The organism is Flavobacterium sp. N2550, from assembly GCF_025947265.1.
In the GTDB taxonomy this organism is placed as follows: Bacteria; Bacteroidota; Bacteroidia; order Flavobacteriales; family Flavobacteriaceae; genus Flavobacterium; species Flavobacterium endophyticum.
Genome location: NZ_CP110007.1, coordinates 2,227,750 through 2,250,706 on the forward strand (window position 1 = coordinate 2,227,750; position 22,957 = coordinate 2,250,706).

22 protein-coding genes are annotated in these 22,957 nt (G+C 41.8%); 8 read left to right on the forward strand and 14 right to left on the reverse strand.

Annotated elements, in window-relative coordinates:
- Positions 1 to 73: 73 nt before the first annotated feature.
- Entirely contained in the window at positions 74 to 2,239 is a 2,166-nt protein-coding gene (locus tag OLM56_RS09790) for a catalase (protein ID WP_264526828.1), read from the forward strand.
- 425 nt (positions 2,240 to 2,664) lie between these two features.
- Here the strand turns inward: OLM56_RS09790 and OLM56_RS09795 are convergent, their stop codons facing one another.
- The 4 genes from OLM56_RS09795 to OLM56_RS09810 all read right to left on the reverse strand — a co-directional run bounded on the left by OLM56_RS09795 (position 2,665) and on the right by OLM56_RS09810 (position 5,847).
- A complete protein-coding gene (locus OLM56_RS09795; protein ID WP_264526829.1) occupies positions 2,665 to 3,273 on the reverse strand; it encodes a fibronectin type III domain-containing protein in 609 nt (202 codons plus the stop codon).
- A gap of 861 nt (positions 3,274 to 4,134) precedes the next feature.
- Entirely contained in the window at positions 4,135 to 4,704 is a 570-nt protein-coding gene (locus tag OLM56_RS09800) for a dihydrofolate reductase family protein (protein WP_264526830.1), read from the reverse strand.
- A 145-nt stretch (positions 4,705 to 4,849) separates the two neighbouring features.
- Positions 4,850 to 5,422: a hypothetical protein gene (locus OLM56_RS09805; protein WP_264526831.1), complete on the reverse strand. Its 573-nt coding sequence runs from the start codon at positions 5,420 to 5,422 to the stop codon at positions 4,850 to 4,852.
- Positions 5,423 to 5,622: 200 nt separating this feature from the next.
- Positions 5,623 to 5,847, reverse strand: coding sequence for a hypothetical protein (locus OLM56_RS09810; RefSeq protein WP_121377266.1), 225 nt, complete (start codon positions 5,845 to 5,847; stop codon positions 5,623 to 5,625).
- Between the two features lie 285 nt (positions 5,848 to 6,132).
- On the opposite strand from OLM56_RS09810, the gene OLM56_RS09815 reads away from it, so the two are divergent.
- Complete coding sequence (locus tag OLM56_RS09815) at positions 6,133 to 7,548, forward strand: MFS transporter (RefSeq protein ID WP_121377265.1); 1,416 nt, start codon at positions 6,133 to 6,135, stop codon at positions 7,546 to 7,548.
- Positions 7,549 to 7,602: 54 nt separating this feature from the next.
- Here OLM56_RS09815 and OLM56_RS09820 read toward each other — a convergent pair whose 3' ends face one another.
- The 3 genes from OLM56_RS09820 to OLM56_RS09830 all read right to left on the reverse strand — a co-directional run bounded on the left by OLM56_RS09820 (position 7,603) and on the right by OLM56_RS09830 (position 10,943).
- Positions 7,603 to 8,025 (reverse strand): response regulator, encoded by a 423-nt coding sequence (locus OLM56_RS09820; RefSeq protein ID WP_264526832.1) that lies wholly within the window; start codon positions 8,023 to 8,025, stop codon positions 7,603 to 7,605.
- On the reverse strand, positions 8,022 to 10,388 hold the full coding sequence (locus tag OLM56_RS09825) for a PAS domain S-box protein (protein ID WP_264526833.1): 2,367 nt from the start codon (positions 10,386 to 10,388) through the stop codon (positions 8,022 to 8,024). Before OLM56_RS09825 ends, OLM56_RS09820 begins: the two co-directional genes overlap by 4 nt.
- Positions 10,389 to 10,757: 369 nt before the next feature.
- Complete coding sequence (locus OLM56_RS09830; protein WP_121377262.1) at positions 10,758 to 10,943, reverse strand: hypothetical protein; 186 nt, start codon at positions 10,941 to 10,943, stop codon at positions 10,758 to 10,760.
- A gap of 653 nt (positions 10,944 to 11,596) precedes the next feature.
- On the opposite strand from OLM56_RS09830, the gene OLM56_RS09835 reads away from it, so the two are divergent.
- Both OLM56_RS09835 and OLM56_RS09840 read left to right on the forward strand, forming a co-directional pair.
- Entirely contained in the window at positions 11,597 to 12,019 is a 423-nt protein-coding gene (locus OLM56_RS09835; protein ID WP_264526834.1) for a hypothetical protein, read from the forward strand.
- 202 nt (positions 12,020 to 12,221) lie between these two features.
- Positions 12,222 to 13,316: a sensor histidine kinase gene (locus OLM56_RS09840; protein ID WP_264526835.1), complete on the forward strand. Its 1,095-nt coding sequence runs from the start codon at positions 12,222 to 12,224 to the stop codon at positions 13,314 to 13,316.
- A gap of 29 nt (positions 13,317 to 13,345) precedes the next feature.
- Here the strand turns inward: OLM56_RS09840 and OLM56_RS09845 are convergent, their stop codons facing one another.
- Positions 13,346 to 14,971 (reverse strand): helix-turn-helix transcriptional regulator, encoded by a 1,626-nt coding sequence (locus OLM56_RS09845; RefSeq protein ID WP_264526836.1) that lies wholly within the window; start codon positions 14,969 to 14,971, stop codon positions 13,346 to 13,348.
- Positions 14,972 to 15,237: 266 nt separating this feature from the next.
- Between OLM56_RS09845 and OLM56_RS09850 the strand changes: the two genes are divergently transcribed.
- Both OLM56_RS09850 and OLM56_RS09855 read left to right on the forward strand, forming a co-directional pair.
- Positions 15,238 to 16,146 carry a helix-turn-helix transcriptional regulator gene (locus OLM56_RS09850; RefSeq protein WP_264526837.1) on the forward strand — a complete coding sequence of 303 codons (909 nt, stop codon included), beginning with the start codon at positions 15,238 to 15,240 and terminating at the stop codon, positions 16,144 to 16,146.
- Between the two features lie 413 nt (positions 16,147 to 16,559).
- A complete protein-coding gene (locus tag OLM56_RS09855; protein ID WP_264526838.1) occupies positions 16,560 to 18,506 on the forward strand; it encodes a sensor histidine kinase in 1,947 nt (648 codons plus the stop codon).
- A gap of 50 nt (positions 18,507 to 18,556) precedes the next feature.
- On the opposite strand, the gene OLM56_RS09860 is transcribed toward OLM56_RS09855, so the two are convergent.
- From OLM56_RS09860 to OLM56_RS09880, 5 genes are all read right to left on the reverse strand, one after another.
- Positions 18,557 to 19,303, reverse strand: a complete 747-nt coding sequence (locus tag OLM56_RS09860) for a helix-turn-helix domain-containing protein (protein ID WP_317169791.1) — start codon at positions 19,301 to 19,303, stop codon at positions 18,557 to 18,559.
- A gap of 175 nt (positions 19,304 to 19,478) precedes the next feature.
- Positions 19,479 to 19,832, reverse strand: coding sequence for a hypothetical protein (locus OLM56_RS09865; RefSeq protein WP_121377255.1), 354 nt, complete (start codon positions 19,830 to 19,832; stop codon positions 19,479 to 19,481).
- Positions 19,833 to 19,838: 6 nt separating this feature from the next.
- Positions 19,839 to 20,039, reverse strand: coding sequence for a hypothetical protein (locus OLM56_RS09870; RefSeq protein WP_264526840.1), 201 nt, complete (start codon positions 20,037 to 20,039; stop codon positions 19,839 to 19,841).
- A gap of 5 nt (positions 20,040 to 20,044) precedes the next feature.
- Positions 20,045 to 20,479, reverse strand: a complete 435-nt coding sequence (locus OLM56_RS09875; protein ID WP_264526841.1) for a DUF2147 domain-containing protein — start codon at positions 20,477 to 20,479, stop codon at positions 20,045 to 20,047.
- Positions 20,480 to 20,481: 2 nt separating this feature from the next.
- Entirely contained in the window at positions 20,482 to 21,273 is a 792-nt protein-coding gene (locus tag OLM56_RS09880; protein WP_264526842.1) for an SDR family oxidoreductase, read from the reverse strand.
- 151 nt (positions 21,274 to 21,424) lie between these two features.
- Here OLM56_RS09880 and OLM56_RS09885 point away from each other — a divergent pair, with 151 nt between their 5' ends.
- Positions 21,425 to 21,778: a winged helix-turn-helix transcriptional regulator gene (locus OLM56_RS09885; protein ID WP_264526843.1), complete on the forward strand. Its 354-nt coding sequence runs from the start codon at positions 21,425 to 21,427 to the stop codon at positions 21,776 to 21,778.
- On the opposite strand, the gene OLM56_RS09890 is transcribed toward OLM56_RS09885, so the two are convergent.
- Positions 21,699 to 22,457 (reverse strand): SDR family oxidoreductase, encoded by a 759-nt coding sequence (locus OLM56_RS09890; RefSeq protein ID WP_264526844.1) that lies wholly within the window; start codon positions 22,455 to 22,457, stop codon positions 21,699 to 21,701. The genes OLM56_RS09885 and OLM56_RS09890 overlap by 80 nt on opposite strands.
- A gap of 121 nt (positions 22,458 to 22,578) precedes the next feature.
- Between OLM56_RS09890 and OLM56_RS09895 the strand changes: the two genes are divergently transcribed.
- Positions 22,579 to 22,890, forward strand: coding sequence for a winged helix-turn-helix transcriptional regulator (locus tag OLM56_RS09895; protein WP_264526845.1), 312 nt, complete (start codon positions 22,579 to 22,581; stop codon positions 22,888 to 22,890).
- Positions 22,891 to 22,957 lie beyond the last annotated feature (67 nt).

The following is a 22,957-nucleotide window of genomic DNA, read 5'->3' on the forward strand; positions in this document are numbered from 1 at the left end:
TGCTATAAAGAAAGAGACAGTTAAAAACCCCAACTTTATAGTAAGAGCAAACAAAACTAAATAAACCAGGATTATGAAAAAAAATGACGCCAATTCGGACGGTGCCGAAAATAAGAAGCAGCACGATTTAGCCAGAAATAAATCAGATGGCACCGATCAATTCATGACCACAGACCAGGGAGTCAAGATCAACGACGACAACAACAGCCTTAAAGCAGGGGAGCGCGGACCTTCGCTCTTGGAAGATTTTATCCTTAGGGAAAAAATCACGCATTTTGACCATGAGCGCATACCAGAACGTATCGTTCACGCCAGGGGTTCTGCCGCACACGGCTACTTTCAGCCCAATGCAGATGCCAGTACCTATTCTAAAGCAGGATTCCTGCAAGACCCCAATGCCATCACGCCTGTTTTTGTGCGCTTTTCGACAGTAGCCGGCTTTCGCGGCTCTACAGATTTGGCAAGAGACGTAAGAGGCTTTGCCGTCAAGTTTTATACCGAAGAAGGCAATTTCGATTTGGTCGGAAACAACATACCCGTCTTTTTTATTCAAGACGCCTCAAAGTTTCCAGACCTTATCCATGCCGTAAAGCCAGAACCTCATAACGAAATTCCGCAGGCCGCGTCTGCACACGATACCTTTTGGGATTTTATCTCGCTTATGCCAGAGTCAATGCATATGGTCATGTGGGCAATGTCAGACAGGGCGATTCCGAGAAGCTATCGAATGATGGAAGGCTTCGGGGTCCATACCTTCCGATTGATCGATAAGAACAACAAATCGAATTTCGTCAAGTTCCATTGGAAGCCGAAATTAGGAACGCATGCCGTTGTCTGGGATGAGGCCGTAAAGATTTCAGGCAATGATCCTGACTTTCACCGCCGCGACCTATGGGAAGCTATCGAAAACGGAAGCTTTCCGGAATGGGAGCTGGGGGTGCAGGTAATACCTGAAGCCGACGAGCACAAGTATGATTTTGATTTGTTAGACCCTACCAAACTGGTTCCAGAAGAACTGGTTCCGGTTACCATTATCGGAAAAATGGTACTCAACAGGAACCCTGATAATTTCTTTGCAGAAACCGAACAGGTGGCTTTCCATCCAGGGCACGTGGTTCCCGGAATTGATTTCACTAACGATCCTTTGCTTCAGGGCAGGCTGTTTTCGTATACCGATACGCAGCTGTCCAGACTAGGAAGCCCTAACTTCCACGAGATTCCTATCAACAGGACGATTGCTCCGATGCACAACAACCAGCGCGACGGACACATGCGACAAGAAATCAATACGGGCAGGGTAAGTTATTTTCCAAACTCGCTAGGAGGAGGCTGTCCCTATCAAGCCAAGATTGCCGAAGGCGGCTTTGCAAGCTTTAACGAAAGGATCGATGCCCGCAAGGTAAGAGAGAGGAGCGAGAGCTTTTCCGATCATTTCAGCCAGGCGAAGCTGTTTTTTGAGAGCCAGACCGAGGTAGAACAGCAGCATATCATCAATGCCTTTCGCTTTGAGCTGAGCAAGGTAGAAACCCCAGAAATTCGTACCCGAATGCTTGGGTTGCTTTCGCAGGTAGATAAAGGGCTGGCGCAAAAAGTGGCAGCAAGTCTAGGGATTGCCGTTCCAGACAAGCCAGAAAAACCAATGAACAAAGGTATCGGCGCCGATGCCGACCAAAACAAGCACGAGCCTAAAGCCGTAAAATCATCTGTCCAAAAGTCTGATGCCCTGAGCATGATTAACAACAAGACCAACTCCAAAACAATCGAGTCGCGCGTGGTAGCCTTTTTATGTTCCGACGGTGTCGATTCGCAATCGATAAACGCCATGAAAGCCGCCTTAGCAAAAGAAAAAGCAGTCGTTAAAATCATAGGCACCAATGCAACAGCCATCGCAGGCAGCGATACTAAAAAGATAAAAGTAGACCATAACCTGCTCACTGTCTCATCCGTATTGTTTGATGCCGTATTCATACCGGCCGGAAAAGGAAGCGCAGAGGCACTGGGCAAAGAAGAAAAAGCCATCGAATTCCTAAACGACGCCTACAAGCACTGCAAGGCCATAGCTGCCGATAAGGAAGGGATAACGCTTCTAAACCACACCAATTTTATACTAAAGCTGTCCGACGAAAACAGCAAAGAAAACGGCGTATTCACGAACGAAGTGCCAAAAAGCAATCTGCCGCAGGACTTTATTGAAGCGATGGGTAATCATCGTGTGTGGAAGAGGGAAAATAGTTTATAGGGGATAGTTTATAGTGGATAGTTTATAGTTTATAGTTGATAGTTTATAGTTTATAGTTTATAGTTTATAGTTGATGGTTTATAGTTGATGGTTTATAGTTGATGGTTTTTAGTGGATAGTTGGATTTGGGATTTGATATTTAGGATTTTTGATTTTAGATTTATGAGTTATGATGTATGATTTTAGATTTATGATTTTGGATTTATGATTTTGGATTTATGAGTTGTGACTGCGGATAAATAAATTTGTTTATTTAAAGCTTTCCACTTTTCCACTTTCTAACTTTACAACTTTCCATCATCAAACAAAAATCTAAAATCAAAAATCCCAAATACAACTATCCATTTTCCACTAAAAACTAATAACTTTCCACTATAAACTATAAACTATCAACTATCAACTATAAACTATCCACTATCAACTAACTACAGTACATAGCTGCTTATCACATCACTATAAACCCGCTGCATTGCGGCTCCTATGGCGGCTATCCTAAATTCGTACTGCTGGCCGCTTTCGAGGTTTGTAAGCAGGAGCGTGGTTTTGGTATGTACCCAGATTTGCCAGATTGTTTCTCCTTTTTTGCGGTATTCATACTGGTAGCTTTTGGCACCGCGAATGGTCTTGATGCTCAGTTTTATAGAACCGGCGTTTTCGGCACGCACCATAAAGTTTTGCGGCTTCGATAAGATGCCTATTGCTTCGGGTATCTTGCTGAGCGTAAAGCCCGAGCTTGCCAAAGCCGACTTGTCTCCGTCGGCTTTCATGTGCACATACAGCGCCAGCTTGTCGAGCAGAACGATCAATTCTTTTCGTTTGTCGTCTCGCCTGAGCTGTTCTCTCTTTCCGCCTTCTTTCGCCTTGATGATGGCTTCATCAAAAGCAATAGTCGCTTCCTTAAGGTCGGCAATAGCCGGCACCGGATCTTCAAAATGAGGATTGTTGGTCATGCTGTCTGCAATAAGCTCTGCTTTTTGCTCCAGGTTGGCATCATTATACCTGCCGAACGAGGTAATAATCTTGATTCTTGACATAAAGATTAAATTTAAAATTAGACATTATTGAGGTAGGCATAAAAGCCTGAAACTCCATAAGAATCCTACAGAAATGCTTTATTGCAGCCGCCCGGAGTGCTATAGCATCCCTAAAGATGCTGTCTGCATTTGCCAGAAACCTATCCTGCATCTGCTCGGTGCGCTATCCTATCTGCCCGGTGCTGTATCGCCTTGTGGCAGATACTGTCTGATAGGAGCTCGATGCGGTATGAAATCGGCTCGATGCTGTACAGCATTCCATCAGATACCGTCTGGAACGGGCGGGATATAGTATAGCATCTGACCGATGTTGTACCACAAGCGCCTGATGCGTTCCTGCATCCGACCGATGCAGCCCTAAACCGACGGGCTATAGGGCCAAACCTCCTGCTCATTATACCGAAAGTTTTCTATACGGTCTTTCGACAGCAAAGCAGCAGCTAGAAGCTTCTGTTTTCTGGATACAATACTAAAAGTTCGATGGTAAAAACGCAACCGAAAAGTAATAAGTGGTCAAATACGGGCGTAACTGGTCAGTTTTACGGTGTAACTGTTTTTTTGCCTTGGCTCAAAAGGGGCAAAAAAAGGACGAAAAAGGGAATGTAAAGATGTATTTTTTTGATTTTTAGGCAGGCTTGTTACGACACCAATAAAAAAAAGGATAGCAAGACGCTATCCTTTTTTAACTTTAAAACAATTCTCCCTCATCCCCGGACCCCCATCCGGTGAAACAAAATTAGGGGATTCGGTACGGGTTGTCTTTATATTTTAGGCAATATAGTTTACATCATTTCTACATCACTATCAATCAAAGTTGCTTTTGCAATCGATAGGGCAGTGCTTTTTGGGTCTGGCAGAAGATTATTTTTTTAACGGCCCCAGATGCTTGTAGGTATTGATAAGCAAGCCTGTAGGGGTCGCCTTTGAGTCTACAAAAGCAAGTTCTTGGGCATTAATGCTGTCGGACAGCAAGCGTTTGCCGTTGCCAAGCAAGACAGGGTAGGTAATAAGCACCACCTCGTCTGCCAGTCCGTTGTCAAGCAGCATCGACGTAAGCGTCGAGCTTCCTACGACAATAAAGTCGGGACCGCTCGTTGCCTTGAGGTCGCGAATGGCTCCTACAAGGTTTTCGCCTAGACTCTTCACAGGGGCCCATTCTAAGCCGTCGGGCCTATGCGTGGCAACGTATTTGGTTGCCGCGTTTATGGCATTTGCCATAGGGAAATCTCCAGCATTTGGCCAAAAGCCGCTAAATATATCGTAGGTATGGCGTCCGAGCAGCAGGTCAAAGTTTGGGCCGTAGGCTTCAAAGAGCATTGCCGCTCCGGCAGGACTCCGATACGGCGTCGTCCAGGCACCATACGCATAATCTCCATCATGTTCTATGACCCCATCTAGCGAGATGTGTTCAAAAATTCGGATCTTTCTCATCGTTGTCTGTATTAGTTGATTACAATCCAAAGGTAGCGAGATAGTTACTCCCGCGGGAGGTGCAATCGGGACATTATTAGGGTGCTTTTAGACCAACTGCAGTGGCATACGATGAAGTTCTTTCGCAATCTACAAACCAGCGATGCTATACCATTTTGGGCGAAGTATCTTTTAGGTACTGAAGCGTCGCTTCTTTGTTGGATAAGTCAATCGCCCGTTTTTCATACCAATCTACCAAAACAAGCGCGTACTTTTCGCCTAGATGATGCAATAGCCCAGCCATAGCCAACCTGTTGCTTTCTACGGAATGCCCTTCATCATAATCAAACCAGATCTGTTTTACTATGTTGTTTTCTGAACTAAAGAAAATAGCATAGGATGGATTGCTGAAACAGCTGGCCTCTTGAATCTGGTGCCGGTAGTTATCCAGCTGCTGGTCTTTTACAAATACAATTTCTCCTTCAGGAGCTAGGTCGTGGCTAGACAGTATGGCTTGCAAGTCGGTAGCTAAAAGAGTGGCATCCAAAATAGGAAAAGGCCTGTCGCCGCCGATTGGGCGCTGCTGAAAATAGTAGTCGCTTGTTTCAGCGTGCTTCCATGTATTGACCTCATTCTCTTCGAGATATTCTAAATGTTCAAAAACCGCTGTAATAAATTCCAGGTTTTTATTTGACGTTAGTTCCCAAGTCAGGTAAGAAGATTCATAATAGTTATTCATAGTTAGATAGTATTAAGAGAGTGCCGTTTACCAGGCAGTGTTATACTTCTTTATTTCAAAGATAAGAAAATGTCTTTTAGGTCATTAAAAAAAAAAATGTGGGGAAAAGAGCGGTTCGCAGCGGCATAAAAAAACCTGCCACTAGTAACAGTTGCAGGTTTTTGCGGAGCTAGAAGAACTCATTATAAGGCAGGCAAGCCTTATGATGCTTCTGTATACGTAGTTCCAGAACGTGTTTTAGGCAAATCAGCATTAATTGCATTTACGATGTTGGCCTTTGAAGAGCCGTCAATCTTAACCTTGATAGGACCTACCTGCTGCACATTTTCGGCATCATAGCCTAAGTCATCAATACAAAAATTATAGGTTTTAGATGCCGTAGGAGCATTGCCCGTATAATCAAATTCAATTGTATAAAAAGCCATATTGTTTTATTTTAAGTTGTTAGTCCCTACTATTGAGGCATTTCGGGTTGTACCTCGCATTATTTCCTGAATGCGAACAGATTCACTATGTCGACAACAACTTTGCGCTATATAAAGCTACGTTTTGATTGAATGGAAAATAAAAAAGATGTTTTCAATAGGGGATTTAGTGCTATAGGTGCGTATTTTTCTGTCGGGAAGGAGAAAAGGGGCTTCCATGCCATAGGAAATCACTAATTTTGTAAAAGACTTGTTTATAAGCATTACGATACTAAGCACAGCACTATGGTTACCGCCAAGCAAGAAGAAAAAATAAGAAAGAGAAAGAAAGAACGCATCGCCACGCATCTGCTGCCTTGGGTAACGGCTGTGGCTATGTTTATACAGTCGCTCGACGGTACCATCCTAAACACGTCGCTGCCTGTCATAGCGCGCGACATGCAGTACTCTCCGACACAAATGCATTCGGTCATCGTCACCTATGCCTTGACGCTGGCCTTGTTTATTCCGCTTTCGGGCTGGCTGGCCGATAAGTTTGGCACGAGAACCATGTTCAGGATCGCCGTCGGGCTGTTTGTTGCCGGATCGTTGTGCTGTGCGCTTTCTGTTAGCCTGCTTACGTTTAACCTTTCTAGGGTATTGCAGGCGATTGGTGCCTCGATGATGGTACCTGTAGCGCGTCTTGCCATACTGTACCAATACCCCAAGAGCAGGCTTTTAAAAACCATGAACTTTATTACCGTATTCGGCCTGTTGGGCATGGTGGTTGGTCCGAGCCTTGGCGGCTTTATCTCGGATAACTTCAGCTGGCATTGGATTTTCCTTGTCAATGTACCGATAGGGATTCTCGGTATTTTTATGGCCAAACGTACGATGCCGAACTTTAAAAAGGCAGTAGGACGATTTGACTTCAGGGGGCTGATGTATTTTAGTCTGGCGCTTATCGCAATCACGATGGTTCTGGAAATCATAAGTACGGGACTGACGCATTGGATGTATATCTTGGGCGGCTTGCTGCTATTCAACTTGCTGGCGGTGTTCTACTACATCCATTACAAGAGGACTGAAAAGCCGATTATCGACCTCAGGCTTTTAAATATAAAGACGTTAAGGATAGGGCTTACGGGCAGCCTGATTACCCGGCTCGGCATCGGCGGACTTCCGCTATTGTTGCCGCTCATGCTCCAGACGGGTTTCGGCTATTCTGCTTCAACGGCGGGACTGCTGCTGCTGCCTTCGGCATTGGCCAACGTAGCCATAAAGCCTTTTATGGTGCGTATCATCAAGGCGCTGGGATACCGAACCGTACTAATAAGCAATACGATCTTATTGGGAGTAGTGCTGGTAATCTTGGGGTTTGTAGAACGAGATACTCCGTTAGGGTATTACATACTGCTGATGGTGTTCTACGGCTTCTTTACCTCCATACAGATGTCGGCCATGAATACCATCACGCTTGTCGATCTGGATGAGAATACCAAAAGCGGAGGCAATACGATGCTGGTCATCATGCAGCAGCTGTCGGTAAGCTTTGGAGTTTCGGTAGCCAGTCTGGTGCTTTCCTTTTTCCAGTCGGATGCTTTTGATATGAACCGTACGCAGCCTTTCCATTATACGTTTATAGTGCTTTCTATATTCACGATACTATCCAGCCTTACCTTTTCAAGATTAAGCAAGACGGATGGGAGCGGGTATGTATGATGGTTTTCTAAATCAGGATGTATCAAATTTCAAAGCTCTTGCTTGGATATGTGGCTACTTCTCTGTAGGATACAATTTGGATATTTCTTGCAAAAACTCCACCGATATTGGCTTTTCACGAAAAGCGGTGACATTCGGGTCTTTGTTGGCCCTGTCTAGATCTACGCTGTCAATTGAGGAAGAAACGATGAATACTTTGCAGAATTCTTTCAGGACAGCAGGAAGCTTGTCATAGGCTTCCATAAATTCAAAGCCCGACATTACGGGCATATAGATGTCTACTAAAATTATTCTTGGCAGAGCAGACAGGTCAAGAGCGTTGAGCTGCAAGAACTTTAGAGCATCTTCGGCTATACTGTATGGCATTACCGTTTTTCCGATATTATTTCGTTTAATAGTCTGGGTAGTTATATAAAGGTCTATGTTGTTATCATCGATAATCATCATATTTTCAAAAACTGGGGAAGCTTCAATCATGGGGTTAGATTTTTTAGTGTGACAATAAATGTGGTTCCGATGCCTTCTTTTGATATCAGCTTGACGGAACCCTGTAATTTTTCGACTGCTTCCTTTAGGATGTAAAGGCCTATTCCTGAGCCATCGGTATTTCCTGAAATGCGAAAAAACATTTCAAATATCTTTTCGTGGTTATCATCGGCTATGCCGATACCGTTGTCTTCGACGATTAGTTCAAGTGTGTTTTCGCTAGAACAGCACGAAACTTTTATGAACCTTTCTGAGCTGGCATCGGAGTGATGTTTTATAGCGTTGGAAATCAGGTTTTCAAGGATGATCGTAAACCTTCGGAAATCGGAATAAAAATCGATTTCTTGCTGAATTTCTACCTGAAAATCGATATCTCTGGAGTTCTTTCCGTTACTGAGCAGGTCTATAACTTGGGTAATCGTTTTTTTTACGTCTATTCTTTGGATCTCGAGGCCCGAGCGGTTATTCTGGGAATAGCTTAGGATATTCTTTATGGAACCGTCCAGCCTTTCTATATTATTCCGGATCAGTTTTATATGCTCTAGGGTTTCTTTCTCCATGCTGTCTTCCTCTATAAAAGATATCAGCCCGAGGATTGAAGTCAGAGGCGAACGTAGGTCGTGCGAAACGCTATATACAAAGCGGTCGAGCTCATGATTTGTCTTGGTCAATTCCCTGTTCTGCCTTTCTAATTTCAGTTCGGCAATAATCCTGTTGGTAATATCATGAGAATAGCAGGCGGTACCGATGATCTCTTTATTTTTTCGGATGGGATAGAATGAAAATTCGGACCAGATCTCGACAGGCGAGCTGTCGTATTCTATTTCTGTAAAAGTCTCGCCTTTTAGCGCACGGTCATAAAATTTTTTGAAGCGGAGCAATTGCTCTTCTGGAAAGCCTTCCAGATGAAGCGTACTGGTTTCTTTTACGGCCTGTTTTCCAGAAGCTTGGCGTACTAAGTTATCGAAAGGCTGATTGGAGGTAATCAGCTTATAATTCGTATCTACGCTCCACATCAGGTCGTTTGTGTTGTTTATCAACGCATGCAAGTTATTGCGATCAAATTCGCGCTGTCCTGCTGCTGATTTTTTTTCGGATATATCCGAAAAATTTGAAACCAGCGCTCCAATGCCTTCTTCATGGAGCATATTGGTAATGGTGCCGTTGCACCAGATCCAGTGTCCGTTCTTGTGCAGCAGCCTGAGCTGCTTGCTGAACGATTTTCCTCGAGACTTTAGCAGCCGTTCTCTCAAATTTATAATAGCTTTGGTATCTTCTGGATGGAAGATGGCCAGAAATGGCAAGCTTATAAATTCTTTAGAAGTGTATCCAAGTATTTTTTTTATCGATGGGCTGGCGTAAATGATCTTTCCTTCGATTGTGGATAAAGTTTTGATGTCGGTGCTTTTCTCAATTAAGGCCCGAAACCGCTTTTCATTTTTGATGATCAGTTCTTCTGCGATGTCATGCCTTTTTGCTTTCTCAAATGCATCAAGTGCGAATGAAATGTCGTCCATCATTTCGGTCAGCAGCCGCAGCTCGTCGCTGTTAAAAAAGTTCGGTACTGTCGAATACAGGTTGAATGTGCCGATGATAGTTCCTAATTTCTTTACCGGCAGCACCACATAAGACTCGATAGCCATTTCTTTGGCAAAGGACTTCCATGCTGGCAGGCAAGGTGCTGTTTCGATATCATTACAGATATAATGGGTGCCTGTTTTCAGTACGATGTGTTGCGAATCATCTAACAGGTACGGAAGATTGGTAAATATGCTGAGGTTTTCGTCAGGGATTCCGCTATGGTCAACGATGCTGATGTTTTTCTCAGAATGGTTGAAGAGTCCTATCCATGCCATCTTAAACTTGCCGAATTCGACGGCTATATGGCACGAGTTATGGAAGAGTGCGGCCTCATCCTTTACTCTGACGATATGCTGATTTACTTGGCTGATGAAAGCATAGAGGCGGGCGGCCTTTTCGCTTTTTTCTTCTGCCAGTTTGTGGGCGGTGATATCTAGTGACATGATGCATATGCCTTCTTCAACGGCAATAATGCTAAGGTCAAACCAACGGACGGAATGATCCAGATATACAAACTCGATTTCTAGCCGATCTGGCGTTCGATTAATCATGCAGTCTTGAAGAACTTTGAAGATATCGGTGTTTTCTATGCCTGGATATTTATCCATCATGGTCAATATCCTAAAATTATCCTCCGGGCCAATTGCCTGTGCCATCACAGTATTCACATACAGGTATCGCCAGTTAAAATCTATAACCTGTATTCCTTCCATTAACGAATCAAGAGTGTGACGGATCTGGCGCCTGCTTATATTGTTAGTGTATTGTTCCATATATGAAAATATTTTTATCCAGCTAGTTACAGATGGGTAGTTGCTGGCAAAGAATGTTTGGGTCAGTGGAAAACGGGGAAAAGATAAATACAGAAAGTATGTGCTGACGGAAAGTATTCACTGCAAGGTAGTGATTAATAGTTGCTTATTCGCACTTTGAGAAGGAAATGTCGAATGCAGCGAAACAAGGATTAATCTACGGAGAAAAAGCTCATAGGCATTTCCCTCGCGGTCTAGCAATACTTTTTATAGATAAGACCTCCTCACTACCAGAAGGAGTACATACGTTTCTTATTACAAAAAAACGGGAAGTGCTTTTGGAACGAAATAGCTACGATTAGCAGAAGAACCTAGAGGTTGCTTAAATCTTTAAGCCTCATCTTTTGTGTTTTTTACCAAGCCTATGCCAGAGAAGAAAAAGATCAGTCCGATAACGCCTATGACAATTACAGTCGTATAGGCTGTACTTTTATTGATTAGCTGATATGCTGTATAAATTAAACTCCCGATACCTAATAAGGTAAGTACTGCGCCGAATACACGTTTGACATTCATAGTCTTTATTTTTATAAATTATAGCAATGCAATGTCCTGGATTTTATACGATCTTAAGAATAAAAGATTACGGGATATTGAAGAGAATAGGCTAAAATTTTGTGCGACCACGCACTAGCCTGTAACAAAAAGGAAACATCATCAATACGATTATTGTATTCCCCTTTGTTTCCTTTACTAAAGTAGCGATAAAATTCGACCCACACGGCAAAAAAACGATAAAGTTGGCTATCGGTTGAATAGAAGCACTACCGATAATGTATGGTTGCTACTTCTGATGCATTATCCTGTCTGCTTTTTTGCTCATTTGCCCAACTAGAATTAAAAAGTAGATTTTAAGCTACACGTGCCTACTTAAAAAAGGTTTTTTACTTCTGAATAGCAGTTGGTTTGAATAGTTTTTCTGCCTATATGGTTTTATTTAAAAGCTTTATAGTCAGTTTTCTATAGAAAAAAGACAATACACGTGTATATCTGCGTTTGTTGTTTTTGTTTTTTATTCTTCTTGTTTTCTTTCTTTGTGTGGTAATACTTAGTATGCCTTGCGTCAAAACACATCTATTTAGAATTTGTAGAAAACCAGCAGGAAGTTGACAGAGTTTGCCTAATGAGAACTGTATATGTAGCTAATAAATTAATGAATCAATTTGTATATGGCACATAATCTAACAGCACATGAACATAGGATATTGAAGAGCTTCATAAAACAATTCCTAGTCGAAAAAAACGACCGTTTGATTCAAGATCACGCCATTGAGCTTACTTGCATGACTAGATTGCTTAATAGCGTATTCGCTACTTGTTTTGATTTTAAGGCTAGCGTTACGGATGTATTCAAAATATTCGAAGAGTATGGTTATACGCTTTCTGTAGCGGAACCTAAACAGACTGCACGAGCAGAAAGACCTTACCTTGAGACTAATTCACGTGCCATATATATCAATATTTCGCCTATAACGATATTGGAACTTAAAGCGGTTGCTGCCTGCCGCAAGATTGGGCACACAACTGCAGAAATGTTACAAATTGAGGATGCGCTAATGAAACTTAGAGCTTTTTGGACAACTACTATTTAATTCCTGTTCCCCCAGGTCTTTATTTTTTGGTACGCCTCTTACTTTATACTTACCCCATCAGCCTTATCATGTTTTGTTTGAGATGCTCTTTTTATAATTTGAAATTAGATAATCTCATCCTTGACTGTTGTACTACTCCGTGGATATAGGATTCAGTAGAATAATCCTCGGTATCAAATCGAACCAACTTAACCTAAAAAAGATGAACAGCAAATTTCTAATCTTATTATTTGTTATAGGAGCTTATGGACAGGCTGTGACTGCAAAAGGAATGTTTGATGGCTTTACTCAGCTGGAGGTGCCTCTTGCCAGTACAATAGCCATAACAGCTAACAGCCTATCGGTATTTGACATAGCGACTATTTCGGATGCCGAACCCGATGATTACGTACATTATAACCAGTTACAGGAAAACAATAGAAATCTCGAACAATCGCAGAAAGCATCAGGACAGGTCATTATCATATTGATCTCGTTTTCGGTAATCTGTTGTGTCCTGCTAGTGCTTCTGTTTCGTGCGTATAGAAAAATCAGAAGTGATTATAAAAAGAAAGCGGCATTATATGAGAGCATCGAAACTAAAAATATTTCCTTATCGAAAGCGGATGCAATTAAATCGAACCTGGTTTCTATACTGGCACATGATTTCCGTTCGCCTCTTATTTCAACGCTTTATATGATGCGATTGCTAGAACGCAATACGGAACTGCTTACGCAATCAGAAAGAGAATCGTTTTACCTAAACATAAGCAACGATATTTCAGTAACATTAGAAAATTTTGATGCTACCCTGCAATGGATCAAACGCCAACTTGGAGAATTCAAAATCAATTTGGAAACCGTAAACATCCGTTCGCTGCTTGACGAAGCTATTAGCGGCTACAATACGCAACTCAATGAAAAAGGGATTACGGTTATTAATAACATACCCGATGGCATTGTAGCTACATCTGACAGAGAAATGCTGCAATTCGTCAACAGAAACCTGTTGTCGAATGCCTTAAAATTTTCTCCAAAAGGCAAAACTATTGCTATAGATGCCTTCAAGACAGGGAAGGAGATTATCATTTCTGTAAAAGATGAAGGACCAGGGTTATCGGACAATCAAATAAAAAAACTATTTTCTATAAGCAATAAAGGAGGTCCAACACATCAAGGCGCAGGTATCGCGCTTTCGTTTAGTAAAGATTTTATCGTACAACTTGGCGGACGGATTTGGGCTGAAAACCGCAATACAGGCGGTACCATTTTCAGTTATGGTGTTCCATCCCGATCCCTTTCAAAGATTGTGGCTTAATCATTAGAAAGGACAAGCATCGTATTATTCTAAACAACTTTATCTGCTTCCTGGTCGTGATGGATGTTGATGTCGCTTTTTAAATGATCAATGAAATAGGAAGGGGATATGCCTGTTTCTTTTTTAAAGATAGTTGTAAATACTTCTCTCGAGGAAAAACCGCATAACTCGGCAAGATAGCTTATTTTATATTCTCTGTGTTTGGGTTCTTCATAAAGCAATTCTACGATATAGTTTATCCGTAAGCCATTGATGTAGTTAGTAAATGATTTTCCTTTATGTTTTTTTATAACTTCAGAAAGATATCGTGTGTTGGTATTCAGGTGATTGGCCAGCCAAGTGAGGCTGACTTCCTTTTTAGTGACGTTTTTAGCTCTTTCAAACTTCTCCAGTTTAAAGAGCAGCGCATCAGTTGTTTCCTCTGTAATATTCAACGGCTTATCTAGTGAAGGCTTACTATAGCTTTCTTCTTCAGTAAGGGACTTTTTTTCCGTCTTTAGTTTTTCAATTAAGTGTTCATAGTTTTTGTGTAAAATCCTGTTCTTTCTTTTCCAGAATAGTATTACAGCAAAGGCTATAACAACGAGAATGCCTCCGGCAATTATTGCTATCCTGCTAGTATGTTTGTTTTTCTCCTGTGTAATGATATGATTTACAGGCGCATCAATGCTTGTTATTTCTGCTAAGCGAATACTATCATTCAGTTGATCATATAGTTGTAAATATTTTGATGCAAGCTTCTTATCGCCTTTTTCTACATAAGCTGCCGACAATAGGTCATAAGCATCCACCCTATCATAAGGCGAATTCACCTTTTTTTCTAATTCTAGGACATTAGTCGCATATTCTATTGTTTTATCCTGATTGCCATTGTGATTATAAAAGTTGCTTAAATAAACCAATAACAGCATTTTGCTTTGGACGGGAATCTTGTATTTTTCGTTTTTGTGTATTTCTAGGGCATCCAGAAAATATTTTTCTGCAAGATCCATTCTTGGCCCGTCCGGATAAAACATATATAGCCGGCCAAGACTTCCGTTTGTGTTAGCAATGATATCATATTTAGCGTCTAATGTAATATCAGGGTTATTGTCCTCTATTTTTTTTGCTTCTTCCAAACTTTTCTCATAGTAATATAAAATGCTGTCCTGGGATTTGTTTGTCCGCTGAAAATAGAGCGTCATGTTTTCATAAACAAAAGCTGTTCTGTGATGGCGAAGGTTTTTTTCCGGTATTTTTTTTGCATACTTTAAAGAAGTTTGAAATTCTTTATAGCTTTTTTCGCTTATCCCCAATCGCGCATGCGAGAAAGCTCTAAGCCTATAAAGATCAGATAGTAACGTATAATTTTCAGTTTCTAATGCCAGAGGCTCTATTTTGTAGCCAATCTCAATTACTTTACCATAATTACCTCTGCCTACATGAAAAAAGCTTAATGCTATTTCACTCGCTACAATTCCTTCTTTGTACCCGATACGTTTAGAAGCTTCTTTTGCCTCAGACAAGAGCTTAAAACCTTTTACGGTATCACTCGTAAATTTTAAATAGTGCTTGCCATCCTGTACTAATTTGTCTATATCTTTTTTATTTGATTGGGCACTGAGTAGGGTAGTAAACGAACAGAGAAGGATTAAAACTGAAAATATTCTTTTCATAATTTTTTTAAATAGGGTATTACAAATTTAAGTATTTGTAGTATACGTCTTACTGTTATGGCTGTTTTTATCATTTATTCAAAAGGTATATGTTTAAGACCCTTAATTTTATTTTTTAGGGTTTAATTGTTTTAAAATCAGTAATTTATTTGTGTTTTTTTAGTGTGATATATTCCGAAATGATTACATACATGCATTTACTTGCGTAGTTTTTTGGCTTAAAATTGCATCGAATTTCATGCATTCTTTGTTAATCACAAATTACTATGGTTTTAAAAAACATTTCAGATTTTTATTGCAAATTAATTGAAGACGGGACTGAAAAGTATACACATAAAATGGAAGCTGAGCATATTAAGCTATGGAATAAAAGCTTTCTTTCGCTTTCGTTTTTATTTTTTGCTATTGCTGTATGTGATTTTATCTGGATATCCTCTTTAATCTCGTATTGCTTCTTCCTTCTGTCAATTCTTTTCTTTTATGTCATATTCACAGATTTAAAATTTAATGCCCTTGCACAGACTTTTGCCTATCTATTATTAAGTTTTATTTTTTTCTACATATCCTCTCATTCAGGGCTAGGTTCAGGAATTCATTTCTATTACATTCCCTTGATTTTTTCTTTGCCTTATTTTTTTAAGGTCAGTACAAATAAAAAGACAATAGCATTAATAGGCTTTTTTCTTTTTTTTGTGGTGCTTTTAGATGTGACAACAAATTACTTTGAGCATCCGAAGAAGGACATGATTTTTCTGGAATCATTATTAGGGTCACTTGCACTTACATTTTGGCTTGTCTATTTTATAATAAGAAAGCAAGCGATATCGATTAAATTTTATAAAAAGAAGGCTGAAATGTGGGTAAGGGAAGCAGAGATTGATGTGGATAAATTAAAGGAAGTTATCGATATGGCCGTACAAAACAACAGTCATTTTTTTCCAAAATTTAAAAAACTGTACCCTTACTTTTGCGAAAGGTTGGTTGAGATACAACCTAATGTTGTGGCAAGCGAACAGGAATTTTGTGCCTATATAAAATTAGGCTTTACAACAAAGGAAATAGCTAAGTTCACAAACTCTAGCGTTAGAAGCATTGAAGGAAAAAAATATAGGATTAGAAGAAAGTATAATATTAGCGAAAAGGTTGATATCTATATATGGGCTGCTAATTTATAAAGCGCTGAATATTTTAAGTATACAAGTACCCTGAAAAACTAATGTTTTTGAGGGTTCGGTGGAGTGGAAGGGAGCTCAGATAAACCCCTTATATCACTTTGTCCTTTTTTGAACGGCTAAAAAAAATGATGTAAATTCTAAGCAAGTAGCTTCGTAAAGCAGTGCGAATATTTAAAGCCAGATTCAAAGGCCACTTCACTGATTGACTACCTTTTGTAAAAAAAAATGTTCCTTGGCTATACTAATTACCTTTAGTGGCTAGTTTTAAAATAATCTGCAGTTCAAATAGAGTTTTTAGTACTATTTTTGTTATCTGCTAATTTTAGTTTTTCACGATTATGTTGCAACGAGATTTTCTGATATGCTGTTTACCGAATAGAATTAGCTTCAGGCCAAACATCCTTTTCACTATTGTGACAACCTTATTCTTGCTATTTTTAGCCGTATGCTGCAGAGGGCAGTCGGCCAATGATTTCAGCTATCAAAACATCGGTAAAGAACTTCATTATCTGGAGGATAAAACTGCGACGATGTCGCTGGACGATGTGAAAAATCTTTCTGATACCTCATTTACACGAGGCAGCCATGATATCCTGAATTTCGGCAATACTACTTCAGCTTGGTGGATAAAGATCAGTTACACTGCCCAACAGGACCTGCCCCTATATCTCATCATTGATGCGCCCAATATCGAATACATTGACGCATATGCAACCGACAACAAAGGTCGTGCGGTCATTTTCAAAACGGGATGCCTCAGGACTAGGCAGCCCAATGTGTTTGTCCGAAACAACTTTATGATAGATCTTCCGGTCGACTCAAAAATTGAGAACAAAACTATCTATTTAAGGTTAAAGACAAACAATATCTTGCTGGCACCGATAAAGCTTGCCACCGCAGAAAGCGTGATAAACGGACAGGAGTTCAAGCACGGCATCGAATATATCTATATCGGCCTGCTGATAGGGCTCTTGCTGTTCAACCTTTTCCTGTTTGTCAGCGTTAGGGACATCACCTATCTTTATTACGTATTATATGTGCTGACGCTATCGAGCTACCTGCTGATCTACATCAGAGGCTATGGATTTATCTTCGGTGATGAACTGAGGATCTTTTTAAACCAGTATCCACATGTGCTCTTGAGCTTTTCGGTAATAGCCTCCTTGGTGTTCTGCAACAAGTTCCTCCACCTGAAGCGGAGGGCACCTAAGATGCTCGGAATCTTCTATGTAATCGGCGGTGCGGGAATAATTCTTTTTTTTGTCAGTGCTTTGGGATTCAAGCATACAGCAACGGTAATTGCTCAGATGCTGACTGTCACGGTTGCAGTAGTGGCATGGATTGCAGGGGTAATAGCCTATAGGAACGGACACCGTCCTGCAAAATATTATATCCTGGCTTGGTTCTTTATCTGGGTGACCGTAGCGATCGTAACATTAAGCTTGGGCGGGGTAATCCCGTCAAGCGAATTCACCATCCAACTGGTACCCATCGGCTCTACACTCGAACTGCTATTGCTCTCCTTCGCACTGGGCGATCGGTACAAGACGATCATCAGGGCTGAACAGAAGGTGAGGGACGAGAACCTGTTTTTGGTAAGAACGCAGAACCAGCGGTTGGAAGAAAAGGTGGACGAACGTACATTGCAGCTGAACAGCACCATCAAGCAGCTGGAGAGTTCCAATGCCGTCAAGAACAGGTTGTTTTCAATCATTGCGCATGATCTCAGAAGCCCATTGAACAGTCTGCTAGGTATATTGTCGCTGAGCGACATGCAGCTATTGACTCCTCAGGAGTTGCAGGAGCTGCTCGAAGAGAATAAAAAAACGATCAAATCGGTCAATAATACCCTAGATAACCTTCTGTATTGGGCGCAAAGCCAGATGGACGGCCTGGTAACTAGAAAGGATAGTTTTGAGTTAAAGCCCGTACTTGATGAACTGTTGCTGCTCTATCTTCCGCTGATTAAACAGAAAGGCATTCACCTTGAACAGCTTGTCACGGACAATGGCGTAATTACTGCCGATCGCAATCAGATAAGCCTTGTGCTGCGAAATCTGATCGATAATGCCATCAAGTTCACCCCGTCGGATGGAAGGATTTGGTTTACCCTGCAAGCTATCTCCGAAGGGGTGCGCTTTTCCGTGGAAAATGAGGCTGAGGGCCATCTTGATATAGACATGGATAGGATGAATGGGAATAAAATGGCGATTGCTACCCCTGGCACAAGAAACGAACAGGGCGTGGGACTTGGCCTTCTATTGTGCAAAGAATACATCAAAAACAATGGCGGTACGTTTCTCATCGATCGAAAAGAAAACAAGATCAGGTTTTCTTTTCTACTGCCAAGTAAACACTAAAGTATATTTTGTCGCTCACCATTATTCTTGGCACCTGGTTTCATATCTGTTTAATTGAATGACTTTCTGAATTCCAAGGGGGAGAGCTTCGTCTTGCTCTTAAAAAACTTGCTGAAGGACTGCGAATGCTCAAACCCAAGGCCGAACGCTATCTCGCTTACGGTAAGCCCAGATGTTGAAAGCTTTTCTTTGGCCTGTTCAAGTATCTTCATCTGTATGTGCTGCTGGGCAGTAAGCCCGGTGAGTTGCTTTAGCATACTGCTGAGGTATTTTGGAGATATCGCAAGATTTCGGGCAAGGAAATCAACAGACGGAATGCCGTGCAGTACTTGGTCGTTCCTGCCAAAGTAATTTTCCAGAAGATTTTCAACATCTTCCAGCAGTTTATGGTTTGTGACCTTACGCGTAATGAACTGCCGTTCGTAAAAACGCTCCGAATAATTCAGCAGCGTTTCAAGGTTGGAAATAATGATGTCCTGGCTGAATTTGTCGATGTTGGAATAGTATTCATCCCTGATATTCTTTATGATATCATTTATAACCGTCTCTTCTTTATCGGAGAGGAACAGGGCTTCGCTGGTCGAATACCCGAAGTATTCATACTTCTTTATCTTTTTGGCGAGCGAGGTATTCCATAGGAAATCAGGATGTACAAAAAGCATCCAGCCCTCAAGATTGGGGGGCACGCCGCTGTCCTCACCCCGCAAGATCTGCCCTGGTGATAAAAAAGCCATAAGCCCTTCGTCAAAATCATACTTCTGCTGCCCGTAGTGCAGGCCGTCGCAGCCCCTTTTCATAGAGATTACGTAGAGATCGAAGACAACGGCGTCAATACCGGTATCATTTCTAAGGCCTTTAAGGTCGACAATACTGATAAGCGGATGATGAGGGCTTGGAAGCCCCATCAAACGGTGTATTTCCGATACTGATTGTATCTTGTAGGGTGTGGAATTTGCCATAACGCAAGTTAAGTTATTTCTTGAAAGGGTACCCCAGCCAGATCATAATTAATGGCATTGCCAGAAACGGGATCTCAAACACTGCCATCTTGTAGTTGCCGGTCCGTAATGCCAACGCCATTATAAGGACAATTGCAAGAGCATTGAGCAGGTTTCCCAGGAAAAATGTCTGTGGAATCAATAAGAGCGCCATAATCAGGATTGCAAGTAACCCAAGGAAAGGCATGGCAGATTCGCCGATCCCAAGATCGGCCATTGCTTTGGCAGACTCAGGATTGCTCCTGTAATTGAACGTATCCCAGGCATGCCTGGCATTAAGTGCTGCTGATATGACCAGCAGCAGCAATGAGATAATATTTTTAGCCATATTGTATTATTTAAGGATATAGGCATTCATTATGTAGCCCATCGCGATTGCGATCGGCACTCCGATTATGGCGCTTGCCAATGCCCTGCGTGCCTTGTTCGGATAGCGGTTCCTATACCTGAAAAATAGAAAAAAGCCTATCGGGGGAACTGCGTTTGAAGCTATATGCCAGAACCTTGAAAGCGTGTCGTTACCTTTTGTTTCCATCTTACTTATTTTATTCGTTTCCATCTAAAAGTTTTGCCAAGCATCGGCACGCCCTTATAGCCCCGGGTCTCAAGCTCGTCGGCGGCCTTGAGCCTGCCTTTGAGGCTGTAAGTATTGCCATCCTGCACGCTGTAGAGCTTTCCGTCTACGTATCCGCCATCTTCATATACCAATCCCGTAATATGGGTGAGGCCCTGCACCGGACGGGTTTTCAATTTTGCGTCAGGGTTTTTACTGTCTTTCTTGGGCGTCTTGCCATCGGTCTCGAACATGTCCTTGGACCACAAGAGCTTTGCCGAGTAGGTATTGCCCGATTTGAATACTTCTATTTTATAATCTTCGCACTGCCAGACGCCTACGATCTTATCAGCAGGCAATGTCTGGGCAAAAGACCCGATCGATAGAAGTAGCAGTATCACTGCAAAAACATTTTTTTTCATTTTTATGTTTTTTTAAATTGATTATTAAGCTGTCTGAATCTTTGAAATTCCCTATGGCCGAAGTTCATCAGTGCTTTAGGGATGATGTGCCCCAGAAACTTGATGATCTTTACCAGAGCAGGCATTATTTCAGGCGTATCATTTTGTAGTCCTTTGATCGCCACCTGTACTACTTTGTCCGCGTCCATCATCTGGCGTGGATTCGGTTGCAGTATCCATTCATTTTGCAGATTGGTATTGACTCCCGGGGGGATAAATTCAAGCACTTTTACATTCGTTCCCTTCAATTGCAGGCGCAAAGCCATGGTGAAGGCGTGGACTCCGGCCTTTGATGCGCTATAGACAGGTGCCGAAGAGTAGGCCATAAATGCAATGGCAGAGGAGACATTGACAATGGCAGCAGATTGCTTTTTGACCAGATGGGGCAGGAACTGGTGTACCATCCGGATTGTCCCTGAAAGATTGATGTCAATTTCACGCATCAGGTTTTCTAGGCTTTTGGAAGAGTCCAGCATATCAATCAGCCGCATTTCGCCAGCATTATTGATAATGATGTTAAGGTCTGGAAATTGTCGGGTAACTTCTTCAAAAAGCCGTCTTGTATCTTCCGGACTGCCCGCATCGCTCTGAAAAGTGTGGATGTCTCTAAATTGCTTCTTCGTTTCATTCAGCGCCTCAAGCCTGCGCCCCGTGACTATTATTTTAGCTCCCTTTTCGGTCAGCTGCCTTACAAGTTCCAGGCCTATGCCGCTGGTTCCTCCTGTAATGAGGATAGTACTGTTCTTTAAATCCATAGTAATAACATTTTGATGGTACAAAGTTCTGTTATTGCATATGGAGCACTGTAGCTGAAAGTCGCAATGTTGTAGCCATAGTTCTCTAAGCAGTGAAATAATAGGGACATGATCTGGCTTAGCTGCCGCTGACCGAGCAAATGCGTTTGCTGTGGTTTATCAACAGGGACATAAGCGTCCCAGCGAGCTTCAGCGTAAAATTCCTGATGCCTCAAGAAGGATATGGAGAATTCAGCTGAAAAAACTGGAAGACCATGAATTGGTTTCAAAGGTGATCTATCCTGGAGTACTTCCCAAAGTAGAATGTAGCCTGACGGATTTCGGAAAGACGCTGATTCCCTTAATTGCAGCAATTGGAGGCTGGGGAGATGAGCATGAGAAGCGTTTAAGAGCCCTTATCTTGAAACGGTTAAATATTGCCTATTTTACCAAGGAATTTCTCCAGTTTCCGGATTCATGTCTTCGGAAAAAAACTTGCCTGTCGGACCATCACTGCCTATCGTAGCATATTTTATAATTCTTCTGGCAGCATCTTCTACGGAACCCTGTCCGAGCTGACGGTTGAAATCTGTCTTTGTCGAACCCGGACTTACTGCATTGACCTTGAACGGGAGGTCCCTTAGCTCATATGCCAACACAACCGTATACATGTTCAGTGCTGCTTTTGATGATTGATAGACGGCTCCCTTATGCCTATAATGTATGAAATCAGGGTCGCTGTGAAGGGTAATAGAACCTTGGCTGGAGCTAACGTTTACTATCCTGGGATCTTTCGATTTCTTGAGCAGATCCAGTAATGCCTGTGTTACCCTGATAGCACCAAATACATTTACCTCAAAAACTTCCTTGAATTTGTTTATGTCCGTATTCGTTGCAGTATGCATGATAGGCGTATCGCCATCGAACTCGATACCATTGATTCCCGAATTATTTATCAGCACATCCAATGCATCTATTTTCTCACCTAATGCTATGCGGGCCCTTTCTACTGATTCGGTATCAGTTACATCGATCTGAATAAATTCTACATTTGCAAATCCGTCGGAGACCAGCTTGCCGACTGCCTCGATACCCTTTGCCCTATTGCGGCTGCCTATTAATACCTTGTAGCCTTTCTGTAAAAATTGTTTCGCAGTCTCAAGGCCGATTCCTTTGTTAGCTCCCGTAATGAACACTGTTTTCATTTTTTCTATTATTAATTATCACTATTGCAAAGCTATCTGTTTTTAGTATACATTTGTAACCGATATACTAAAGGATACCGATATGACCGAAGAAGTCGCATTACAGATAAAGGAACTCATCTTGCATGTACAGGATACGCTCTATGTAATAGGGGGGAAGTGGAGGCTGCCGATAATCATCGCCATCAAGCACGGAAACCATCGCTTTAAGGACATTAAGGATTTTGTGCCAAAGATTACAAACAGGGTGCTTTCTGCAGAATTAAAAACGCTCGAGGCTAATAAACTGATCACGCGAAAGGTCCATGACTCGTCTCCTATACTTGTAGAGTACAGAATCACGGAATATGCGCTAAGCGTGAAGGAGGTAGCCAATGCTATGGGTGACTGGGGACTGAATCATCGAAAAAAGTTGCGAGAGAAGGGCTGCTAGCCCTCCCGCAAAAACATGAGACTGCGACATCCTGCAGTTTCTGATACCTATTATTCTGTAGATTCCA